The organism is Phenylobacterium sp. (assembly GCF_025934275.1).
Classification (GTDB): Bacteria; Pseudomonadota; Alphaproteobacteria; order Caulobacterales; family Caulobacteraceae; genus Phenylobacterium.
The window spans coordinates 21,628-38,925 of the sequence record NZ_JAICYI010000032.1 but is presented as its reverse complement, the minus strand read 5'-3'; the positions used below and the strand labels follow the sequence as shown (position 1 = coordinate 38,925).

Here is a 17,298-nt window from a genome sequence, read left to right as displayed (position 1 = left end):
TGCTGCGCAACGAGGACGGCGATTCGGTCAGCGAAGACGACCTCCGCGCCGTGGCCGCCTGGCTCGACAACAAGGGCAAGGTCGAGCACGAGATCAGCTTCCGGCCGGCCCGCGTACTGATGCAGGACTTCACCGGCGTGCCCGCGGTGGTCGACCTCGCCGCCATGCGCGACGCCATGACCAGCCTCGGCGCCAACCCCGAGAAGATCAACCCGCTGGCGCCAGTGGATCTGGTCATCGACCACTCGGTGATGGTCGACTTCTTCGGCACGCCCAAGGCGTTCGAGCAGAACGTGGCCAAGGAATACGAGCGCAACCTGGAGCGCTACAACTTCCTGCGCTGGGGCTCCTCGGCGTTCAACAGCTTCCGGGTCGTGCCTCCGGGCACCGGCATCTGTCACCAGGTGAACCTGGAATACCTGGCCCAGACTGTCTGGACCAAGGAGGAGGACGGCGTCGCGACCGCCTATCCGGACACGCTGGTGGGCACCGATTCGCACACCACCATGGTCAACGGGCTATCGGTGCTGGGCTGGGGCGTGGGCGGCATCGAGGCCGAGGCGGCCATGCTCGGCCAGCCGATCCCGATGCTGATCCCCGAGGTCATCGGCTTTCGGCTCGACGGCAAGCTGCCGGAGGGGGCGACCGCCACCGACCTGGTGCTGACGGTGACCCAGATGCTGCGCAAGAAGGGCGTGGTCGGAAAGTTCGTGGAGTTCTATGGGCCCGGCCTTGCCAACCTGACGATCGAGGATCAGGCGACCATCGCCAACATGTCGCCGGAGTACGGCGCCACCTGCGGCTTCTTCCCGGTCACCCACTCGACGATCGAGTACCTGAAGGCCACCGGCCGCAATCCGGCCCACGTGGCGCTGGTCGAGGCCTACGCCAAGGAACAGGGCATCTGGCGCGAGGCCACCGACCCCGATCCGGTGTTCACCGACACGCTGCTGCTGGAGCTCGCCGAGGTGAAGCCCTCGCTCGCCGGGCCGAAGCGGCCGCAGGACCGGGTGCTGCTCGCCGACGCCAGCCGCGAGTTCACGGAGGCGATGACCGAAGAATTCGGCAAGGGCGACGAGCTCGCCAAGCGCGTGGCTGTGGACGGCGAAAATTTCGACCTGGGCCATGGGGACGTGGTGATCGCCGCCATCACCTCCTGCACCAACACCTCCAACCCCTCGGTGCTGATCGCCGCCGGCCTGGTGGCCAAGAAGGCGGTCGAGAAAGGGCTGCAGGTGAAGCCCTGGGTGAAGACCTCGCTGGCGCCCGGCTCGCAGGTGGTCACCGACTACCTGAAAGCCGCGGGGCTGACCAAGCACCTCGATGCGCTGGGCTTCAATCTGGTCGGCTACGGCTGCACGACGTGCATCGGAAACTCCGGCCCGCTGCCGGAGCCGATCTCGCAGGCGGTGAACAAGAACGACCTGGTCGCGGTCTCGGTGCTGTCGGGCAACCGCAACTTCGAAGGCCGCGTGAACCCCGACGTGCGCGCCAACTACCTGGCCTCGCCGCCGCTGGTGGTGGCCTATGCGCTCGCCGGCTCGATGCAGGTGAACGTCGCCGAGGACCCGCTGGGCGAAGGCAAGGACGGCAAGCCGGTCTACCTGAAGGACATCTGGCCCTCGGCCGAGGAGGTCTCGGTCCTTCAGCGCAAGCACGTGCACGAGAAGATGTTCGCCACCCGCTACGGCGACGTCTTCAAGGGCGACAAGAACTGGCAGGGGATCAAGGTCGCGGGCGGCAAGACCTACGCCTGGGACATGGGCTCCACCTACGTGCAGAACCCGCCCTACTTCCAGGGCATGGGCATGGAGCCGGAGGCCGTGAAGGACGTCATCGAGGCGCGCGTGCTCGGCGTCTTCGGAGACTCCATCACCACCGACCACATCTCGCCCGCCGGCTCGATCAAGGCCACCTCGCCGGCCGGGGTCTATCTCCGCGATCATCAGGTGCCGCAGTCGGAGTTCAACTCCTACGGGGCGCGGCGGGGCAATCACGAGATCATGATGCGCGGCACCTTCGCCAATATCCGCATCCGCAATCGCATCACCCCCGACATCGAGGGCGGAGTGACCAAGCACTTCCCATCCGGCGAGGTGATGTCGATCTACGACGCGGCCATGCGCTACCAGGCCGAGGGCCGACCGCTGGTGGTGTTCGCGGGCAAGGAGTACGGCACCGGCTCGTCGCGCGACTGGGCGGCCAAGGGCACCAAGCTCCTGGGCGTGCGGGCGGTGATCGCCGAGAGTTTCGAGCGCATCCACCGTTCGAACCTGGTCGGCATGGGCGTGCTGCCGCTGCAGTTCACGCAGGAGGGCTGGCACAAGCTTGGCCTCACCGGCGAGGAGATCGTCTCGATCCGCGGCCTCTCGGACCTCAGCACGAAGAAGCAGTTGATCGTCGAGCTCTACCGACCCTCCGACGGGCGGATCGCACGGTTCCCGGTGCGCTGCCGGATCGATACGCCGACCGAGCTCGAATACTTCAAGAACGGCGGCGTCCTGAACTATGTGCTCCGCAACCTCGCGCGGCACGCCGCCTGAGGCGAACCGCGCGCCGGGTCGGCCGGCCCGGGCGCCTTGCCTGGGCCGCCGCCTCAACCTACTCACACCATGTTGAAACGCCCCGCGTCCATATCTCCGCTTAATTGCGCCCCGATGCGGACCGCGGCGCTCTTCAGCCTGATCCTCGCCGCCCTGCCGTGCGCCGCGGCGGCCAAGACGCCGGTGGTGGTCGAGCTCTACACAGCCCAGGGCTGCGGCTCCTGCGGCCCGGCGGACGCCTATGTGGCCAAGCTCGCCGAGCGGCCGGGCGTGCTCGTGCTCACCTTCCCGGTGGACTACTGGGACTACCTCGGCTGGACCGACACCTTCGCCAAGCCGGAGTTCGCCGACCGGCAGAAGGCTTATGTGGCGAAGCTCTCGCTGCGCGAGCCCTACACCCCGCAGGTGGTGATCGACGGCCGCCTGCAGGCCACCGGGCTCAGGACCGAGCACATCGACAAGCTCGTCAAGGAAGCAGCCAAGACCCCGCTCGATCCGCCCGACATGAAGTTCATCGCCGGCGGCAAGCGGGTGGACGTGGGTTCCGGCCGCGCGCCTCAGGGCGGCGCCGACGTCTGGCTGATCCGCTACGATCCGCGCGAGCAGGACGTGGCGGTGAAGAGCGGCGACAACCGCGGCCAGACGCTGGTGCAGAAGAACGTCGTGCGCGAGATGGCCAGGCTGGGCGCCTGGAAGGGCCGGCCGCGAGCCTACAAGCTGCCGGCGGCGAGCGAAGATGGGTTGAAGACGGTGGTCGTCGTGCAGCAGGCCCACGGCGGCCGGATCCTCGGCCTCCTCCAGCAGAAGGACTGAGGCCGGGCCAGGCTGCTTGCGCCTCCGGGAGACTCCCAAAATGCAAAGCCCGCGCGGCCGGAGAGGGACGCCGCGCGGGCTCACATTGGGGGAGGAGAAAGTAGCTGTCGGTCGATCGGGACGCCGATCCAGGGGGGCTGGGGGGGCTGTTCAGGATCCGGGATCCGCACCGCCGACCAACCGACCCTCGCAAGATCGGGGTCGCATCTGGCGCGCGCGGGACCGAAATAAGGTCATTTCGGGGCGCGGGACGGCCGGTGTTGCGGGGCCGTGTCAAAGCGATCGGCCGCAACCCCGCGCTCTGGCGCACGTTGCGGAATCCAGTCTAGGCTCAAGGTCAATGGCTTTCGATCCGCCCTACGCGCAGCCCCGGTCGGCGCGCGTCTTCTTCGAGCGACGCGAGCTCGACCGGCTCCTTTCCCTTTATGGCCGAATGGTCGCCGCCGGCGAGTGGCGCGACTATGCGATCGACGGCCTGTCCGACGCGGCGGTGTTCTCGGTGTTCAAGCGCGCCTCCGAGGCGCCGCTCTACCGGATCGAGAAGCATCCGGCCTTGGCGCGGCGGCAGGGCGCCTGGGCGGTGGTGGGCCAGGGCGGCCACATCCTCAGGCGCGGCCACGACCTTGAGCAGGTGCTGCGCTTCTTCGAGCGCGGGCGTTTCAGCGTGGTGGACTAGACGTCCGCCTGGACTCCGGAGCCTCGGAGTCCGAAACTTTGGCCCTCACGTCGTCAGGAGTCCGGCCATGTCGGTGGCGAGCCTTCCCAAACTTTCCAAGCACGTCCCGCTGCGCGAGGCGCGCCGGACCGAGTACCGAAGCTTCAGCGTCACGCCGATCGCCCCGCACATCGGCGCCGAGATCCGCGGGCTGGATCTGGCCCGTCTCACGCCCGAGCAGATCGCGGACGTCAAGGCCGCCTGGGCCGACTGGCTGGTGCTGGTGTTTCGCGACCAGAGCCTCACGCGCGAGCAGCACAAGGCGTTCGGCCGGCATTTCGGGCGCCTGCACGTGCACCCGATGCATCACGGCCGGCCCGACCAGGACCCCGAGATCCTGGTGGTGAAGACCACCGCGCAGTCGCCGTACACGGCGGGCGAGGCCTGGCACACCGACGTCAGCTGCGATGCGATCCCGCCGCTCGGCTCGGCGCTCTACATCACCGAGACTCCCGAAAGCGGCGGCGGCGACACCCTATTCGCCAACATGTACATGGCCTGCGAGATGCTCTCCCCGCCGATGAAGGCGTTCCTGGAGGGCCTCGATGCGGTCCACGACGGGGCCATGCCCTACATCGGCAACTATGGCTCCAAGGCCCCCGAGGGCGGCTATCCGCGACATGAGCATCCGGTGATCACCCGCCATCCCGTGACCGGCCGCGAGGTGCTCTACGTGAACTCCGGCTTCACCACCCACATCGCCGGCCTGCAGCGGTGGGAGAGCCGGGCGGTCCTCGACATGTGCTTCGACCTCCTGAAACGCGAGCCGAAGCTGCACTGCCGGGTGCGCTGGGAGCCGAACACGCTGACGCTCTGGGACAACCGCTGCACCCAGCACCACTCGGTATGGGACTACTATCCCTATTCCCGCTACGGCGAGCGCGTTTCGATCGTGGGGGAGGAGCCGCCGGCCCGCTGATGCGAAAAGCCCCGGCGGAGCATCCGCCGGGGCTGGTCGTCTTCTTGCTCCGGGTTCCGGCCTAGCGGCGGTTGCCCATCAGGCTGAGCAGGAATTGGAAGAGGTTGATGAAGTTGATGTAGAGGCTGAGCGCGCCGTAGTTGGTGGCCACCGCCAGCGACGAGGCGTCGCCGCCCAACTGGTAGTAGGTCATCTTCAGGCGCTGGGTGTCGTAGGCCACGAGGCCCGCGAAGATCAGCACGCCGAGCACGCTGATGATGAAGAACAGCCCCGCCGGATGCCAGAACATGGAGACCAGCGAGGCGATGATCAGTCCCCACACGCCCATGATCAGGAAGCTGCCGAAGCCGGTCAGGTCGCGCTTGGTGGTGTAGCCGAACAGGCTCAGCACGCCGAAGGCGCTGGCGGTGATCAGGAACGTCGAGGCGACCGAGGTGCCCGTGTAGGCCAGGAGCCATACGCCGAGCCCCGCGCCGATCGAGGCGACCACCGACCAGTAGACGATGCCGGAAGCCTTGGGGCTGGTGTTGCGCATGAACATGGCGCCCAGCAGGATCGCCAGCGGTAGGAAGCGGATCAGCGTGCCCAGGCCGGTGAATCCGACGAGCCGGCCCTCAGGGCTGACGACGTAGAGCAGCTGCTGCACCGGCGCGTAATCGGCCGTCAGCCAGGCGAGCCCTGCGGAAAGAAGCAGGCCCAGCGCCATCTTGTTGTAGACGCCGAGCATGAAGCTGCGAAGTCCCGCGTCCACCGACATGTCGGCGCGGTCCGCGGGGACCGAGCGCGCGTAGCCGCGGTTGAAGTCGCTCATTTGAGGCAAAGCCCTCTGATTCGAACGCCCAAAGCGGGCGCAGACGAAATATCGGGTCCGCTTGAGGCGGAAGCAAGGCCCTACGTTCCGAGGGGTTGTCCCGCCACCGGCCGGCGCTAAAGGGAGCCATGATCCGCCTGTTCGCCGCGCTCGCGCTTCCCGCGGAGATCGCCGCCGCCCTCGCCCGCCGCCAGCGCGGCGTCGATGGCGCGCGCTGGCGTCCGCCGGAGTCGCTGCACGTGACGTTGAGGTTCTTCGGCGACATCGCCGAGAACGTGGCCCGCGACCTCGACGCGGAGCTCGCGGCGCTGAACGGCGGCGGCTTCGAGATCGGTCTGGAGGGCGCGGGCGCGTTCGGCGAAGGACGCGACATCCACGCGATCTGGGCGGGCGTCGCGGACAGCGCGCCGCTCAGGCGCCTCGCCAAGGCCTGCGAGACGGCCGCGCGGCGGGCGGGACTGAAGCCCGATGGGCGCCACTACCGGCCGCACGTGACGCTCGCCTACCTGCGTCGGCCCGATCCGGCCGCGGTGGCGAGCTGGATCCAGGCCAACAACCTCCTGAAGTCGCCGCCGATCGCCGTCGACCGGTTCGGCCTCTACTCGAGCCATCAGACCAAGGAGGGCTCCGCCTACCGCCTGGAGGCGGAGTATCCGCTGTGATCACTCCCTATTGATCAAGAGCGGGTTTCAGGCCTCGACGGCGTGGTCCTTCAGCACGCCCAGGGGGACGATGGCGAGGGTCTCCTCGTGGGTCGCCTCGAGCACCACCTGGGGCGCGGCGCCGGCATCGAGCGCCTCCTTCCAGCGCGGCGCGCACAGGCACCAGCGGTCGCCCGGCTTCAGACCGGGGAATTGCGCCTCCGGCAGCGGCGTGGACAGGTCGTTGCCGACAGCCTTGGAGAAGGCCAGGAACTCGGCGGTCATCACCGCGCACACGGTGTGCATGCCGGTGTCCTCGTGGCTCGTCTCGCAGCAGCCGTTGCGGAAGAAGCCGGTCATCGGCTGCGCGGAGCAAGGCGCAAGCTCGCCGCCCAGCACGTTGCGGGCGGACGGGTCGTAGCGAGTGGTCATGCGGCCATCCTAGCGGCTAAAGCTTGGGCCCTCCATGCGCGAAGGAGCTCCGGATGAATCAGTCCCGTCCCCGCCGCAGCGCGCTCTATCTGCCGGGCTCGAACCCGCGCGCGATCGAGAAGGCGCGAACGCTGCCCTGCGACGTGGTGATCCTCGACCTGGAGGACTCCGTCGCCCCGGAGGCCAAGGAGGACGCCAGGGGGCTGGCCTGCGAGGCGGTGCGGGCCGGCGGCTTCGGCCCGCGCGAGGTGGTGATCCGCGTGAACGGCCTCGACACGCCCTGGGCTGAGGCGGATCTGCAGGCCGCCGTGGCGGCGGGCCCCGACGCCGTCCTGCTGCCCAAGCTGGCCTCCGCGCAGGACGTGGCGAGCCTGGCCGCCGCGGCGGGCGGGCGCACACGCCTTTGGGGCATGATCGAGACCTGCCAGGCCATCCTGCGGTTGGACGCGCTTGGCCAGGCGAGCCGCGAGCGCGGCGTAGCCGTCTGGGTGATCGGGGCCAATGACTTGGTCAAGGAGATGCGCTGCCGGCCGGGCGTGGAACGCGCGCCGCTCGCGCCGGCGCTGTCCCTGGCGGTGATGGCCGCGCGGGCGAACGGCATCGCCATCCTCGACGGGGTCTACAACGACATCCCCGACCTGGAGGGCTTGTCGCGGGAGTGCGAGCAGGGCATGCGGCTGGGCTTCGACGGCAAGAGCCTGATCCATCCGAGCCATCTGGAGACCGCCAACCGCGTCTTCGCCCCGGCGCCGGAGGAGGTGGCCTGGGCGCGCACGGTGGTCGCCGCCTACCGTCAGGCGGAGAACGCCGGGAAGGGGGTGATCAAGGTGGACGGCCGAATGGTCGAGCGGCTGCACCTGGCGCAGGCGGAGCGGCTCATCGCCGTCGCCGAGGCGATCGCCGCTCATGCCTCCTGAGACATGCGCGCCGCTGTCCTGCCGCTGATCGCCCTCATGGCGGCCGCGCCTGGCGCGCCCGCCGCGAGGCCGGCTGCGCCGCCGGCCCCGGACGGCTACGACGCCCGCGTGCGCGCCGCCTTCCGGGCGGCGGAGGCTTTCCAGGGCCCGCTCGACGGCGGTTGGACGCTATCGACCCGCAACGGCTTGGCCTTCGGTCTTCAACTCGTCGATCACGACGGCAAGCTGGAAGGAACCTGGCGCGACCTGCGCCGGCCGGGCGCCTTGGGCGCAGGCGGCTTCGTGGAGGTGCTCGAGCGGAGCGCCTCCAAGGTCAGGCTGCGCTTCCAGCCGAGTGGCGACCTGCCGATCAGCCTCTTGCTGCATCCCTCCGCGGACCACGGGTGGTCGGGTGAGCTGAGGCGCGGCGACCAGGAATTCACCTTTGTTCTGAAGCGTGCGTCGCCCTAGAGCCCGAGCGTGGCGCGCGCCACGGCGATGGCGCGGTCGAGGTCATCCGGCGCATAAAGCTGCGGTTCGCCCGCACCCCACACCGGGGCCGGCCAGGCGGCGTCGTCCAGGCGGCGGCCCACCACATGGACGTGCAGCTGCGCGGTGATGTTGCCGAGCTGTCCGATGTTGAGCTTGGTCACTTCGTGGTCGAGCGCCCTGCCCACCGCGCGGACCGCGTGGCCGGCCGAGAGGATCTCCTCCATCAGCAGCCGACGCTCGTCGGGGTGCAGATCCTCCAGCTCGCGCGCGCCGCCGACCCGCGGCACCAGCACGATCCAGGGGAAGCGGCCGTCGGCCTGCAGCCGCGCGTGGCACAGCGCCAGGTCGCCGAGCGCCTCGGAGGTGGCCAGGAAGGCGGCCGCGAGCTCGAACATGGCCCGCTTCAGCACGAACCGGGGCGCCGCGCCACGGCTATCTCGCAGGGCTCCATTGCGGCAGGCCCGCCGCTGCGTTAGGGACCCGCGACCCGCGCCCGGCGCACGTCCTCAAGATCATCAGTGGAGCATCTCATGGCGAGCAAGCAGCCCATCCGCGTGGCGGTGACCGGGGCGGCCGGCAACATCGGCTACGCCCTGCTGTTCCGCATCGCCGCGGGCGAGATGCTGGGCGAGGACCAGCCGATTATCCTGCAGTTGCTGGAGATCCCCGCGGAAGGGCCGCAGAAGGCGCTGAAGGGCGTCGCCATGGAGCTGGAGGACTGCGCCTTCCCGCTGCTCACCGACATGGTGCTGACCGACGACGCCAGGGTCGCCTTCCGTGACGCCGCCTGGTGTCTGCTGGTCGGCTCCAAGCCGCGCGGACCCGGCATGGAGCGCGCCGACCTGCTGAAGGACAACGGCAAGATCTTCGTGGCGCAGGGCAAGGCGATCGACGAGGTCGCGGCCGACGACGCTCGCGTCGCGGTGGTCGGCAACCCTTGCAACACCAACTGCATGATTGCCGCCAGCCAGGCCAGGCGCCTGCCAAAGGAGCGGTTCACGGCCATGGTGCGGCTCGACCAGAACCGCGGCCAGGCGCTGCTCGCCCGCAAGGCGCGCGTGCCGGTCGAGGAGGTCAGCGAACTGTTCATCTACGGCAACCACTCGCCGACGATGTTCGCCGACTTCACCCACGCCAAGATCCGCGGCAAGCCGGCGGCCGAGGTCATCGGCGACCGCGCCTGGCTGGAGACCGAGTACCTGCCGACCGTCGGCAAGCGCGGGGCGGTGGTGATCGAGGCGCGCGGCCAGAGCTCGGCGGCCTCGGCGGCCAACGCCCTCATCGGCCACGTCCGCGATCTCGCGACGCCGGGCCGGCTGCACGCCGTCGCAGTGCCCTCGCAAGGCCGCTATGGCTTCGCCGAGGGCGTCTGGGCCGGCATGCCCGTCCGCACCACGGCCGACGGGTACGAGGTCGTGACCAGCTATCAGATGGACGACTTCGCCAAGTCGAAGATCAAGATCACCAACGACGAACTGGTCGCCGAGCGCGAGACGGTGAAGGAGATGCTCGGTTAGCCGCCCGGACCATCGCCGTCCTCGGGCGGCCCGTCCGGCTGCTCCGCAATCTGGTTCAGCTCGTCGATGCGCTGCTGATAGACCTCGGCGAGCGCGCGGCGGGAGTGGCGCGCGGCATCCTCGCGGATCGCCAGCCAGTCGCGCTGGTCGGCGCGGATCGCGCCGGGCGGCGCGCCGGAGGCCAGGGCGCGCCGGTAGGCGCGCGAGAGCTCGCGGTCGGCCGCCGCAAGGCCCGGATCGCCGCAGACCATCGCCTCGGCGCCGGGCCGCGCGGTCGCGCAATCAAAGCTGGCGCGCGGGCCTGGCGCGCGCTGGAGGACGGCCGGAGGCGCCGGCACGGCCGGCGACGGCGGTGAAGCCGTCCGGTCGACACGAGGCGCGGGGATCGGAGCCGGGGCGGTTTGCGAGACATCCTCGGCCGGCGGCGTCACGGGGCCGAACGTCGGCGGGGCCTGGACCTGCGCGGGTCGGGCGGGGGCCTGCGGCAGGACGTCGAGTTTGCCGCCCTGCGGCTGCGGTTGCGGCGCGGGATGCTCCACCTCGATCGGCACGGCGCGGGCCGGCGCGGCGAGATCCGCCTGCGCAGGACCTGCCCCGGTCTTCAGCGTCGGCCGGGCCCAGAGGCCGAGCGCCAGGCCGAGGGCCACAGCGACCGCGGCCCCCGCGATCAGCTGGTTGCGCGAGATCGCCGGAAGCCGGCGGCGCGGCTCGCGGGGGGCCGGCGCCTCGGGTCCGGGGGCCGCAAACCCGTGGTAGGTCGCGCCGGACCAGGGCTCGCCTGGGCGGTCCATCGGCATCTGGCTGCTCCACACTCTGCTCGCCGGCCTAATCCCTTGAAGGGCTCAGCCGTTGCAAACGCAGCGCTTCAGTCGTGCGGGTTGCGGGCCAGATCCTCCAGCTCGGCGATCCGCGCCTGGTAGACGTCGCGCACGGCCCAGGGCGCCTCGCGCGCGGCGGCCGCCCGCGCGGCCAGCCAGCGCTCCTGCTGGCGGTGAAGCTCGGCGGCGGGCACGCCGGCGGCCTCGGCTTGCTGGTAGGCGCGGTTCATCCGCCGCTCCGCGGCGCCCAGCTCCGGGTCGGCGCAGGCCAGCGCCGCGCCCGGATCGCTCGAGGCGCAGCGCGGCGCGCTGACCAGTCGGATGGATCCTGCACCCTTGAGCGGCCGCGGCGGCTCGGGGGCGGCCTTGGCGCGGTGCGCCGCGGCGGCCCTGGCCAGCGCGTGGGCGAGGATCGCCAACGTCTTCCTGCGGCGGGCTTCCGCCTTGGCTTCTGCGACCGCTTCGGCCCTGGCCTTCGTCCTGGCTTCGGCGAGAGCCCGGGCCTTGGCCTCGGCGAGCGCTTCGGCCTTGGCTTTCGCCTTGGCTTCGGCGAGCGCCCGGGCCCTGGCTTCGGCGCGCGCCTCGGCGAGCGCCTCGGCCTTCTCGCGGGCGCGGGCCTGCGCCGCCAGGCGCTCGGCCTTGCGGCGCTCCGCCTTGGCGAGCGCCTGCGCCCGGGCGGTTTCCGCCAGCCGCTCAGCTTTGCGTTCGGCGCCGGCGCGGACGGCGAGCTGCTCGGCGCGGGCTTCCGCGGCGGCTTCCAGCCTGGCGGCCCGCCGGGCCCGGGCTTCCGCCTGCGCCGCCTTCCTGGCTTCGAGCCGGGCCATCCGCTCGGCTTCGGCGCGCTTGCGTTGCTCGGCGAGGACGGCGGCCTCGGCGTGCTTGCGAGCAGCGGCGGCGGCGGCCGGCTCGGCCGGGCTCACCGCCTCGCCCGCCTGCGGTTCGGGGCGGATCTCGGCGATCCGCAGCAGCGCGGCCTCCGCCGAGACGATCAGGGTATGGGCGAACGGCCGCGCCCGCTCGGCGAAGGAGGGCGCCGGCGCGCGGTCGCCGAGCACCGGCTCGGCCAGGCGCGGCGCGTCGGCGCGCATCAGGCCGTTCGGCGGGCGGCTGGGCGTCGGCCGCGGGGTCGCGAGCGAGGTCACCGGAAGCGGGGCCGGCAGGATCCGCGGTGCGGGCGCGGCGTCAGGATGCGGCGCCATCACCTCGAGAGGCTTGCCGATCGGCGCAGGATTCTCGTCGAAGACGATCTGCAGCTTGCGCTCGCCGGGCGGCGGCGGCTCGGGCGCTGCGGCGACCTTCGGCGTCTCGCCGCGCTCGCCGATCGCAGGCCGCGCCCACAGGCCAAGGCCGACGCCGAGCGCGCAGGCGCCGGCGACGCCGGCCAGCAGCAGGTATCGATGCTTAGGGACGGCGGCCTCGACCGTCTCGTCCACCTCGTCTTGGGCCATGGGCGATACCCCCCGAACGCTGGTCCCTTGACGAACGAAGCCCTGGCCGCTCGCCGCCCTCACGGCCAAGCTGCTTGGGACTACGATCTCTCTCCCAAGACACAATTAGACCCAAATCCTACAGCAACGCCAGAACCTTAAGCGTGGACGGATGGTCTCAGCGCCGCCGTAGGGCGCGCGCGACAACGGCGCGCCGGGCATGCGGCGTGGCCGCTACCACTGCGCGTTCCTGATCGATCCGGCCGGCAATAACATCGAGGCCGGCGTCTACGCCGACGGTTAGATCCAGCCGCGGGCGCGAAGCTCCCGGGCGTAGGTGCGGCTGACCGGCACCTCGGAGCCGTCCTTCAGGGTCAGCGTCGCCCGGCCGTCGCCGCGCCGCGCCTCGACGATGGCGTCGCGCGCCACCCACCAGGAGCGGTGCGCCTGCGCGCCCTCGATCCCGGCCAGCTCGTCGATGGCGTCGGACAAACGCAGCAGGATCAGGTCCTGCCCCTTCGAGGTGTGCAAGCGCAGATAGTGGTCCTCCGCCTCGATGGCCCAGAGCTCGCCGCCGCGCAGCTTCAGCGGCAATCGCTCGAGGAACTTGGGCGGAGCATCCGACGGCGCGGTCACGGCCACGTGGCGGCCCCGGCCGATGAGCACGGCCAGGATCGAGGCGCCGACGCAGATCAGGAGCGTGTCCCAGAGGACGTTAGGCAAGGCGGCGGCGGGGGGCGGGCCGCCGCCGGTGACGGTCGCGCCCAGCCAGACGGTCAGGGCCATGGCAGGCGCCATGATGAGGCCGGCGACCAGGCCCAGCAGGATCACGCCCCGGTTCCAAAACCCGAGCCGCGCCGCAAGACGAACGCTCGCCAGGCCCAGAAGCGAACCGATCCAGGCGTACGCGAAATACTGGCCGATGCGGGCCGCGACCTTCTCGAGCGGCTGGTCGAACGGGCCGAATAGGCTGAGGAAGGTCGCGACGCCGGCGCCCACGGCCAGGACGCGAAGCACGAGGCGGCCGTTGATCGGCGTCGGTCGCGATGCGTGAACCGCGCCGGGCGGCGACTCGCGAAGTTCCTGCGCCGCTTCACGCAAGCCCTGCTGCACCTTTCCGCCGGCTCCTGCAGACCTCGGGGCGACGCGCCGGGCGCGCGTCGCAGACGATCGGAGGAGATGTGTCGGACCAGGCCCTGTCAACCTCGCGCCATGGCGCGCTCCTGCGCCGTTCGATGGGGCGCGCGGCGGTCTATTCCACCCTGGTCGCTGGCGCGATCCTGACGCTGGCGGTCGGTCCCGCCATGCTGCGAAGCGGTCCGGCGTTCATCAGGCTCGGCGCCCATCCGCCGCACGCGCCCGATCTCGGGCCGATCCTTGCCGCATCGCCCGCCATCCAGGTCCACCTCGCGACCGTGTTCGCGGCGCTGGCCTTGACGGCCGTGCTGCTGACGGGCGTCAAGGGCACGCGCCTGCACCGCACGGTGGGCTGGGCCTGGAGCCTGTTCATGCTGGCGACGGCGTTCAGCACCTTCTTCATCCGGGCGGCGCCGATCGGACCGACCTTCCTCGGCTTCGGATTCCTGCATGTTTTCGCGGTGCTGACGCTCATTTCCGTGCCGCGGGCGGTGCTCGCGGCGCGGCGGCACGATGTCGCACGGCACGCCCAGGTGATCAGCGGCTTCGTGGTCGGCGCGCTCGGCATCGCGGGCGTGCTCGCCTTCCTGCCGGGCCGGCTGCTCTGGGCGGTCTTCTTCGGCTAGCGCTCGCCCTGAAAGCGCGTCTAGCTTCCGACAACTTCGCGGCCCATATGTCGGCCCCGAAGTTGGGGGCTCACCCAGGCTAGATGGCCGATCTCGTCTTCCACGATCCGACAGGCAGGCGCGCGCGTCGCGTGCGGCTGATGGGCGGACTCGCCCTGGCCTTCGCCGCGTTCCTTGTGGCGAGCTTCTTCGCGACGCTGGCGTTCGCGCCGCACCTGCCGAGCCTGGCGCTGAAGGACCCGCGCGTCCTGCAGGCGCTGCACCAGGAGAGCGCCCACCGCCTCAAGGGCCGCCGCGAGTGGACCCGCATCCCGCACCCGAAGGCCTTCTACGGCGGCAGCCAGTCGCGGCCGCTGTCGGTGGGCTTCTACGTCTCCGACGACGAACGCTCGCGCGCCTCGCTGGTCGACCACATCGATCAGCTGGACGTGGTCTCCCCGCAATGGATCCGGATCGCGGGCTCGAAGGGCGAGGTGGAGATCACCTCCGACCCGGAGGCCCGCGCCATCATCGGCTCGGCCCGGAAGCCCCCCTCCATCCTGCCCGGCGTCTACAACGCCCGCGAAGGCGTCTTCAACGGCCGCGAGGCCGACGACCTGATCCTTGATCCCGCCGCCCGCAAGCGGCTGGTCCAGAATCTCGTCGACCAGGCCCAGAAGCGCGGCTACGCCGGCTATGTCTTCGACCTCGAGAACCTGACGCCGCAGGCCCAGGCGCTCTATCCCCAGCTGGTGGAGCAGGCCCGCGCGGCGCTGAAGCCGCTCGGCCGGGAAGTCTGGGTGACCGCCCTGTTCGCCGACGACACCGCGCCGGTGAAGCAGCTGCAGGCCGCCTCCGACGCCCTCGTGCTGATGGCCTACGACCAGCACTGGGGCGGCGGCGATCCCGGGCCGGTCGCCGGCCAGGAGTGGTTCGAGCACCAGCTCGAGAAGCGGATGAGCGAGCTCGATCCGGCCCGCACCGTGCTGGCGCTCGGCGCCTACGGCTATGACTGGACGCTTCCGCACGGGAAGCAGAAGGGCTCGGCCGCGGCGATGACCTTCGACGAGGCCACCCAGGCGGCCCACGACTCCGGCGCCCAGCCGGTGATGGACGACACCGAACTCAATCCGCACTTCGCCTACAAGGACGACAGCGGCCTCGACCACCAGGTGTGGTTCCTCGACGCCTCGACGATGTTCAACCAGATCCGGGTCGCCGACGCGTTCCGCCCGATGGGCTACGCGTTCTGGAAGATGGGCGGCGAGGACTCCCTCGACTGGAAGCTGCTGCGCCACGGCTATGGCGCGGCCAGCGCCCAGGGGCTGGACATCCTGAAGCCCGGCCAGGACGTCGACTTCGACGGTCAGGGCGAGATCCTGCACGTTTCCGACACGCCCAAGCCCGGCCACCGGGCCCTGGAGTTCGATCCCGACAACGGCCTGATCTCGGGCGAGACCTACGACGTCCTGCCGACCTCCTACGTCATCCAGCGCTACGGCTTCCACCCGGGCCTGGTGGCGCTCACCTTCGACGACGGCCCCGACGGGCGCTGGACGCCCGCGATCCTCGACATCCTGAAGCAGAAGCAGGCGCCGGCGACCTTCTTCGTGATCGGCAAGAACATGCAGCGGTTCCCGGGGCTGGTGGCCCGCGAGGTGCGCGAAGGCCATGACGTCGGCGGACACTCCTGGACCCATCCGGACATCGCCTACATCCCGACCGCGCAGACCATGGTGGAGCTGACCGCCAGCCAGCGGCTGTTCGAGACCATCACCGGCCGCTCCATGCGGCTGTTCCGGCCGCCGTTCTTCGGCGACGCCGAGCCTTCGACCCCGCGGGAAGTGAGTCGCGTGCTGCTCGCGCAGCACGAGGGCTACCTGACCGTGGGCCTGCGCATCGATCCGGACGACTGGAAGAAGCCCAACCCGCAGCACATCATCGAGACCACGCTTTCGCGCCTGCAGGACACCGTCCGCCCTGGGCAGGTGGTGCTATTGCACGACTCCGGCGGCGACCGCAGCCGCACCGTTGCGGCGCTGCCCGCGCTGATCGACGCGATCCGGGCGCACGGCTACAAGCTGGTCACCGTCGCCCAGCTCGCCGGCATGACGCCGGAGCAGGCCATGCCGCCGACCCCGCGCTCGTCGCTCGAGCTGCTGCTCGACCGGCTGGGCTTCGGCTTCTTCCACGACGTGGAGATGTTGCTCTCGTGGCTGTTCATCGGGGCGATCGCGCTGGGCGTGGCGAGGCTCCTGATGCTGGCCCCGCTCGCCCTGCTGCACCGCGCGCTCAGCGGCCGCCGCACGCCCCCCGACGTCGATCCGGAGATTGAGCCGCGGGTCAGCGTGCTGATCCCCTGCTTCAACGAGGAGAAGGTCATCGTCGCCTCGGTGCGCCGGATCCTGGCCTCCAACTGGAAGCGGCTTGAGATCCTGGTGTTGGACGACGGCTCGCGCGACCGCACTGCCGAGGTGGTCAGGCGCGCGTTCGCCGAGGAGCCGCGCGTGCGGCTGATGAGCTTCGAGAACGGCGGCAAGGCCCGCGCGCTCAACCGCGGCCTGGTGGAGGCGACGGGCGATGTGATCGTGGCGCTGGACGCCGATACGCTGTTTCCGCCCGACACCATCGGCAAGCTCGCCCGCTGGTTCGTCGACCCCCGGGTGGGCGCGGTGGCCGGAAATGCGCTGGTGGGCAACCGCCGGAACCTGATCACCCGCTGGCAGGCGCTGGAGTACGTCACCGCCCAGAACCTCGAGCGGCGCGCGCTGGCGGCGCTGGGCGCGGTCACCGTCGTGCCGGGCGCGGTCGGGGCCTGGCGCCGCTCGGCCCTGGAAGAGCTCGGCGGCTATCCAGCGGACACGCTGGCCGAGGACCAGGACCTGACGCTGGGCGCCCAGCGCGCCGGCTGGCGCATCGCCTTCGACCCCTCGGCGCGCGCCTACACCGAGGCGCCGGAGACCGTCTCCGGCCTGCTGAAGCAGCGGTTCCGCTGGTCTTTCGGCACGCTGCAGTGCCTCTGGAAGCACCGCGCGGGCCTGTTCGACCTCAAGCACCCGGTGCTGGGCTTCGTCGCCCTGCCGCAGATCTGGCTGTTCCAGATCCTGCTCACCGCCATCGCCCCGCTCGTCGACCTGGCCATCGTCTGGAGCCTGATCACCTCGCTCTACAGCTGGGCCTTCCACTGGCAGGAGTGGTCGCCGGACGACCTGATGCGGCCGGCCTTCTACTGGGCGGCGTTCATCTTCCTCGACCTCTCGGCGGGCGCGCTCGGCATGGCGCTGGAGCGGCGCGCGCCGTGGGGCGACGTGGCCTGGCTGCCGGTCCAGCGGTTCGGCTACCGCCAGTTGATGTACTCGGTGGTGGTCCGCTCGATCGACGCGGCGCTGAACGGCGCGCGGGTCGGCTGGGGCAAGCTGGAGCGCCGCGCCACCGCCGCCCTGGAAGGCGCGCACTGAGCCGATCCGCCGCGGATTCGCAACACACCGTTTTACGGCCTTCACGCGGTTGTCATCGCCGGATGCGGCGCCTA

The 17,298-nt window shown here is 70.7% G+C and carries 16 protein-coding genes; 10 read left to right on the top strand and 6 right to left on the bottom strand.

Annotation, left to right across the window (positions count from 1 at the left end):
- The 4 genes from acnA to Q0W60_RS09970 form a co-directional block, all read left to right on the top strand.
- Positions 1–2,543: aconitate hydratase AcnA (acnA, locus tag Q0W60_RS09985; protein ID WP_297695097.1), on the top strand; the 2,543-nt coding region annotated here is incomplete at its 5' end.
- Positions 2,544–2,657: 114 nt separating this feature from the next.
- A complete protein-coding gene (locus tag Q0W60_RS09980) occupies positions 2,658–3,356 on the top strand; it encodes a DUF1223 domain-containing protein (protein ID WP_297695095.1) in 699 nt (232 codons plus the stop codon).
- A 340-nt stretch (positions 3,357–3,696) separates the two neighbouring features.
- Positions 3,697–4,032 (top strand): DUF2794 domain-containing protein, encoded by a 336-nt coding sequence (locus Q0W60_RS09975; protein WP_297695093.1) that lies wholly within the window; start codon positions 3,697–3,699, stop codon positions 4,030–4,032.
- A 67-nt stretch (positions 4,033–4,099) separates the two neighbouring features.
- Complete coding sequence (locus tag Q0W60_RS09970; protein ID WP_297695091.1) at positions 4,100–4,990, top strand: TauD/TfdA family dioxygenase; 891 nt, start codon at positions 4,100–4,102, stop codon at positions 4,988–4,990.
- 61 nt (positions 4,991–5,051) lie between these two features.
- On the opposite strand, the gene Q0W60_RS09965 is transcribed toward Q0W60_RS09970, so the two are convergent.
- Complete coding sequence (locus tag Q0W60_RS09965; RefSeq protein ID WP_297695089.1) at positions 5,052–5,801, bottom strand: Bax inhibitor-1/YccA family protein; 750 nt, start codon at positions 5,799–5,801, stop codon at positions 5,052–5,054.
- A 128-nt stretch (positions 5,802–5,929) separates the two neighbouring features.
- Here Q0W60_RS09965 and thpR point away from each other — a divergent pair, with 128 nt between their 5' ends.
- Positions 5,930–6,463, top strand: a complete 534-nt coding sequence (gene thpR, locus Q0W60_RS09960; protein ID WP_297695087.1) for an RNA 2',3'-cyclic phosphodiesterase — start codon at positions 5,930–5,932, stop codon at positions 6,461–6,463.
- 27 nt (positions 6,464–6,490) lie between these two features.
- Here the strand turns inward: thpR and Q0W60_RS09955 are convergent, their stop codons facing one another.
- Positions 6,491–6,874 carry a DUF2237 domain-containing protein gene (locus Q0W60_RS09955; protein ID WP_297695085.1) on the bottom strand — a complete coding sequence of 128 codons (384 nt, stop codon included), beginning with the start codon at positions 6,872–6,874 and terminating at the stop codon, positions 6,491–6,493.
- Positions 6,875–6,927: 53 nt separating this feature from the next.
- On the opposite strand from Q0W60_RS09955, the gene Q0W60_RS09950 reads away from it, so the two are divergent.
- Both Q0W60_RS09950 and Q0W60_RS09945 read left to right on the top strand, forming a co-directional pair.
- Positions 6,928–7,791, top strand: a complete 864-nt coding sequence (locus Q0W60_RS09950) for a CoA ester lyase (protein WP_297695083.1) — start codon at positions 6,928–6,930, stop codon at positions 7,789–7,791.
- A gap of 3 nt (positions 7,792–7,794) precedes the next feature.
- Positions 7,795–8,241, top strand: coding sequence for a hypothetical protein (locus tag Q0W60_RS09945; RefSeq protein WP_297695081.1), 447 nt, complete (start codon positions 7,795–7,797; stop codon positions 8,239–8,241).
- On the opposite strand, the gene Q0W60_RS09940 is transcribed toward Q0W60_RS09945, so the two are convergent.
- On the bottom strand, positions 8,238–8,657 hold the full coding sequence (locus tag Q0W60_RS09940) for an HIT domain-containing protein (RefSeq protein ID WP_297695079.1): 420 nt from the start codon (positions 8,655–8,657) through the stop codon (positions 8,238–8,240). The two genes, Q0W60_RS09945 and Q0W60_RS09940, sit on opposite strands and share 4 nt — an antisense overlap.
- A gap of 135 nt (positions 8,658–8,792) precedes the next feature.
- Between Q0W60_RS09940 and Q0W60_RS09935 the strand changes: the two genes are divergently transcribed.
- Positions 8,793–9,779, top strand: a complete 987-nt coding sequence (locus Q0W60_RS09935; protein WP_297695077.1) for a malate dehydrogenase — start codon at positions 8,793–8,795, stop codon at positions 9,777–9,779.
- On the opposite strand, the gene Q0W60_RS09930 is transcribed toward Q0W60_RS09935, so the two are convergent.
- The 3 genes from Q0W60_RS09930 to Q0W60_RS09920 all read right to left on the bottom strand — a co-directional run bounded on the left by Q0W60_RS09930 (position 9,776) and on the right by Q0W60_RS09920 (position 13,137).
- Entirely contained in the window at positions 9,776–10,576 is an 801-nt protein-coding gene (locus Q0W60_RS09930; protein WP_297695075.1) for a lysozyme inhibitor LprI family protein, read from the bottom strand. The two genes, Q0W60_RS09935 and Q0W60_RS09930, sit on opposite strands and share 4 nt — an antisense overlap.
- 68 nt (positions 10,577–10,644) lie before the next feature.
- Positions 10,645–12,045: a lysozyme inhibitor LprI family protein gene (locus Q0W60_RS09925; protein ID WP_297695073.1), complete on the bottom strand. Its 1,401-nt coding sequence runs from the start codon at positions 12,043–12,045 to the stop codon at positions 10,645–10,647.
- Positions 12,046–12,324: 279 nt separating this feature from the next.
- Positions 12,325–13,137 carry a LytTR family DNA-binding domain-containing protein gene (locus Q0W60_RS09920; RefSeq protein ID WP_297695071.1) on the bottom strand — a complete coding sequence of 271 codons (813 nt, stop codon included), beginning with the start codon at positions 13,135–13,137 and terminating at the stop codon, positions 12,325–12,327.
- A 68-nt stretch (positions 13,138–13,205) separates the two neighbouring features.
- On the opposite strand from Q0W60_RS09920, the gene Q0W60_RS09915 reads away from it, so the two are divergent.
- On the top strand, positions 13,206–13,787 hold the full coding sequence (locus Q0W60_RS09915) for a DUF2306 domain-containing protein (RefSeq protein ID WP_297695069.1): 582 nt from the start codon (positions 13,206–13,208) through the stop codon (positions 13,785–13,787).
- Between the two features lie 83 nt (positions 13,788–13,870).
- Positions 13,871–17,224, top strand: coding sequence for a glycosyltransferase (locus Q0W60_RS09910; protein WP_297695067.1), 3,354 nt, complete (start codon positions 13,871–13,873; stop codon positions 17,222–17,224).
- Positions 17,225–17,298: the final 74 nt, after the last annotated feature.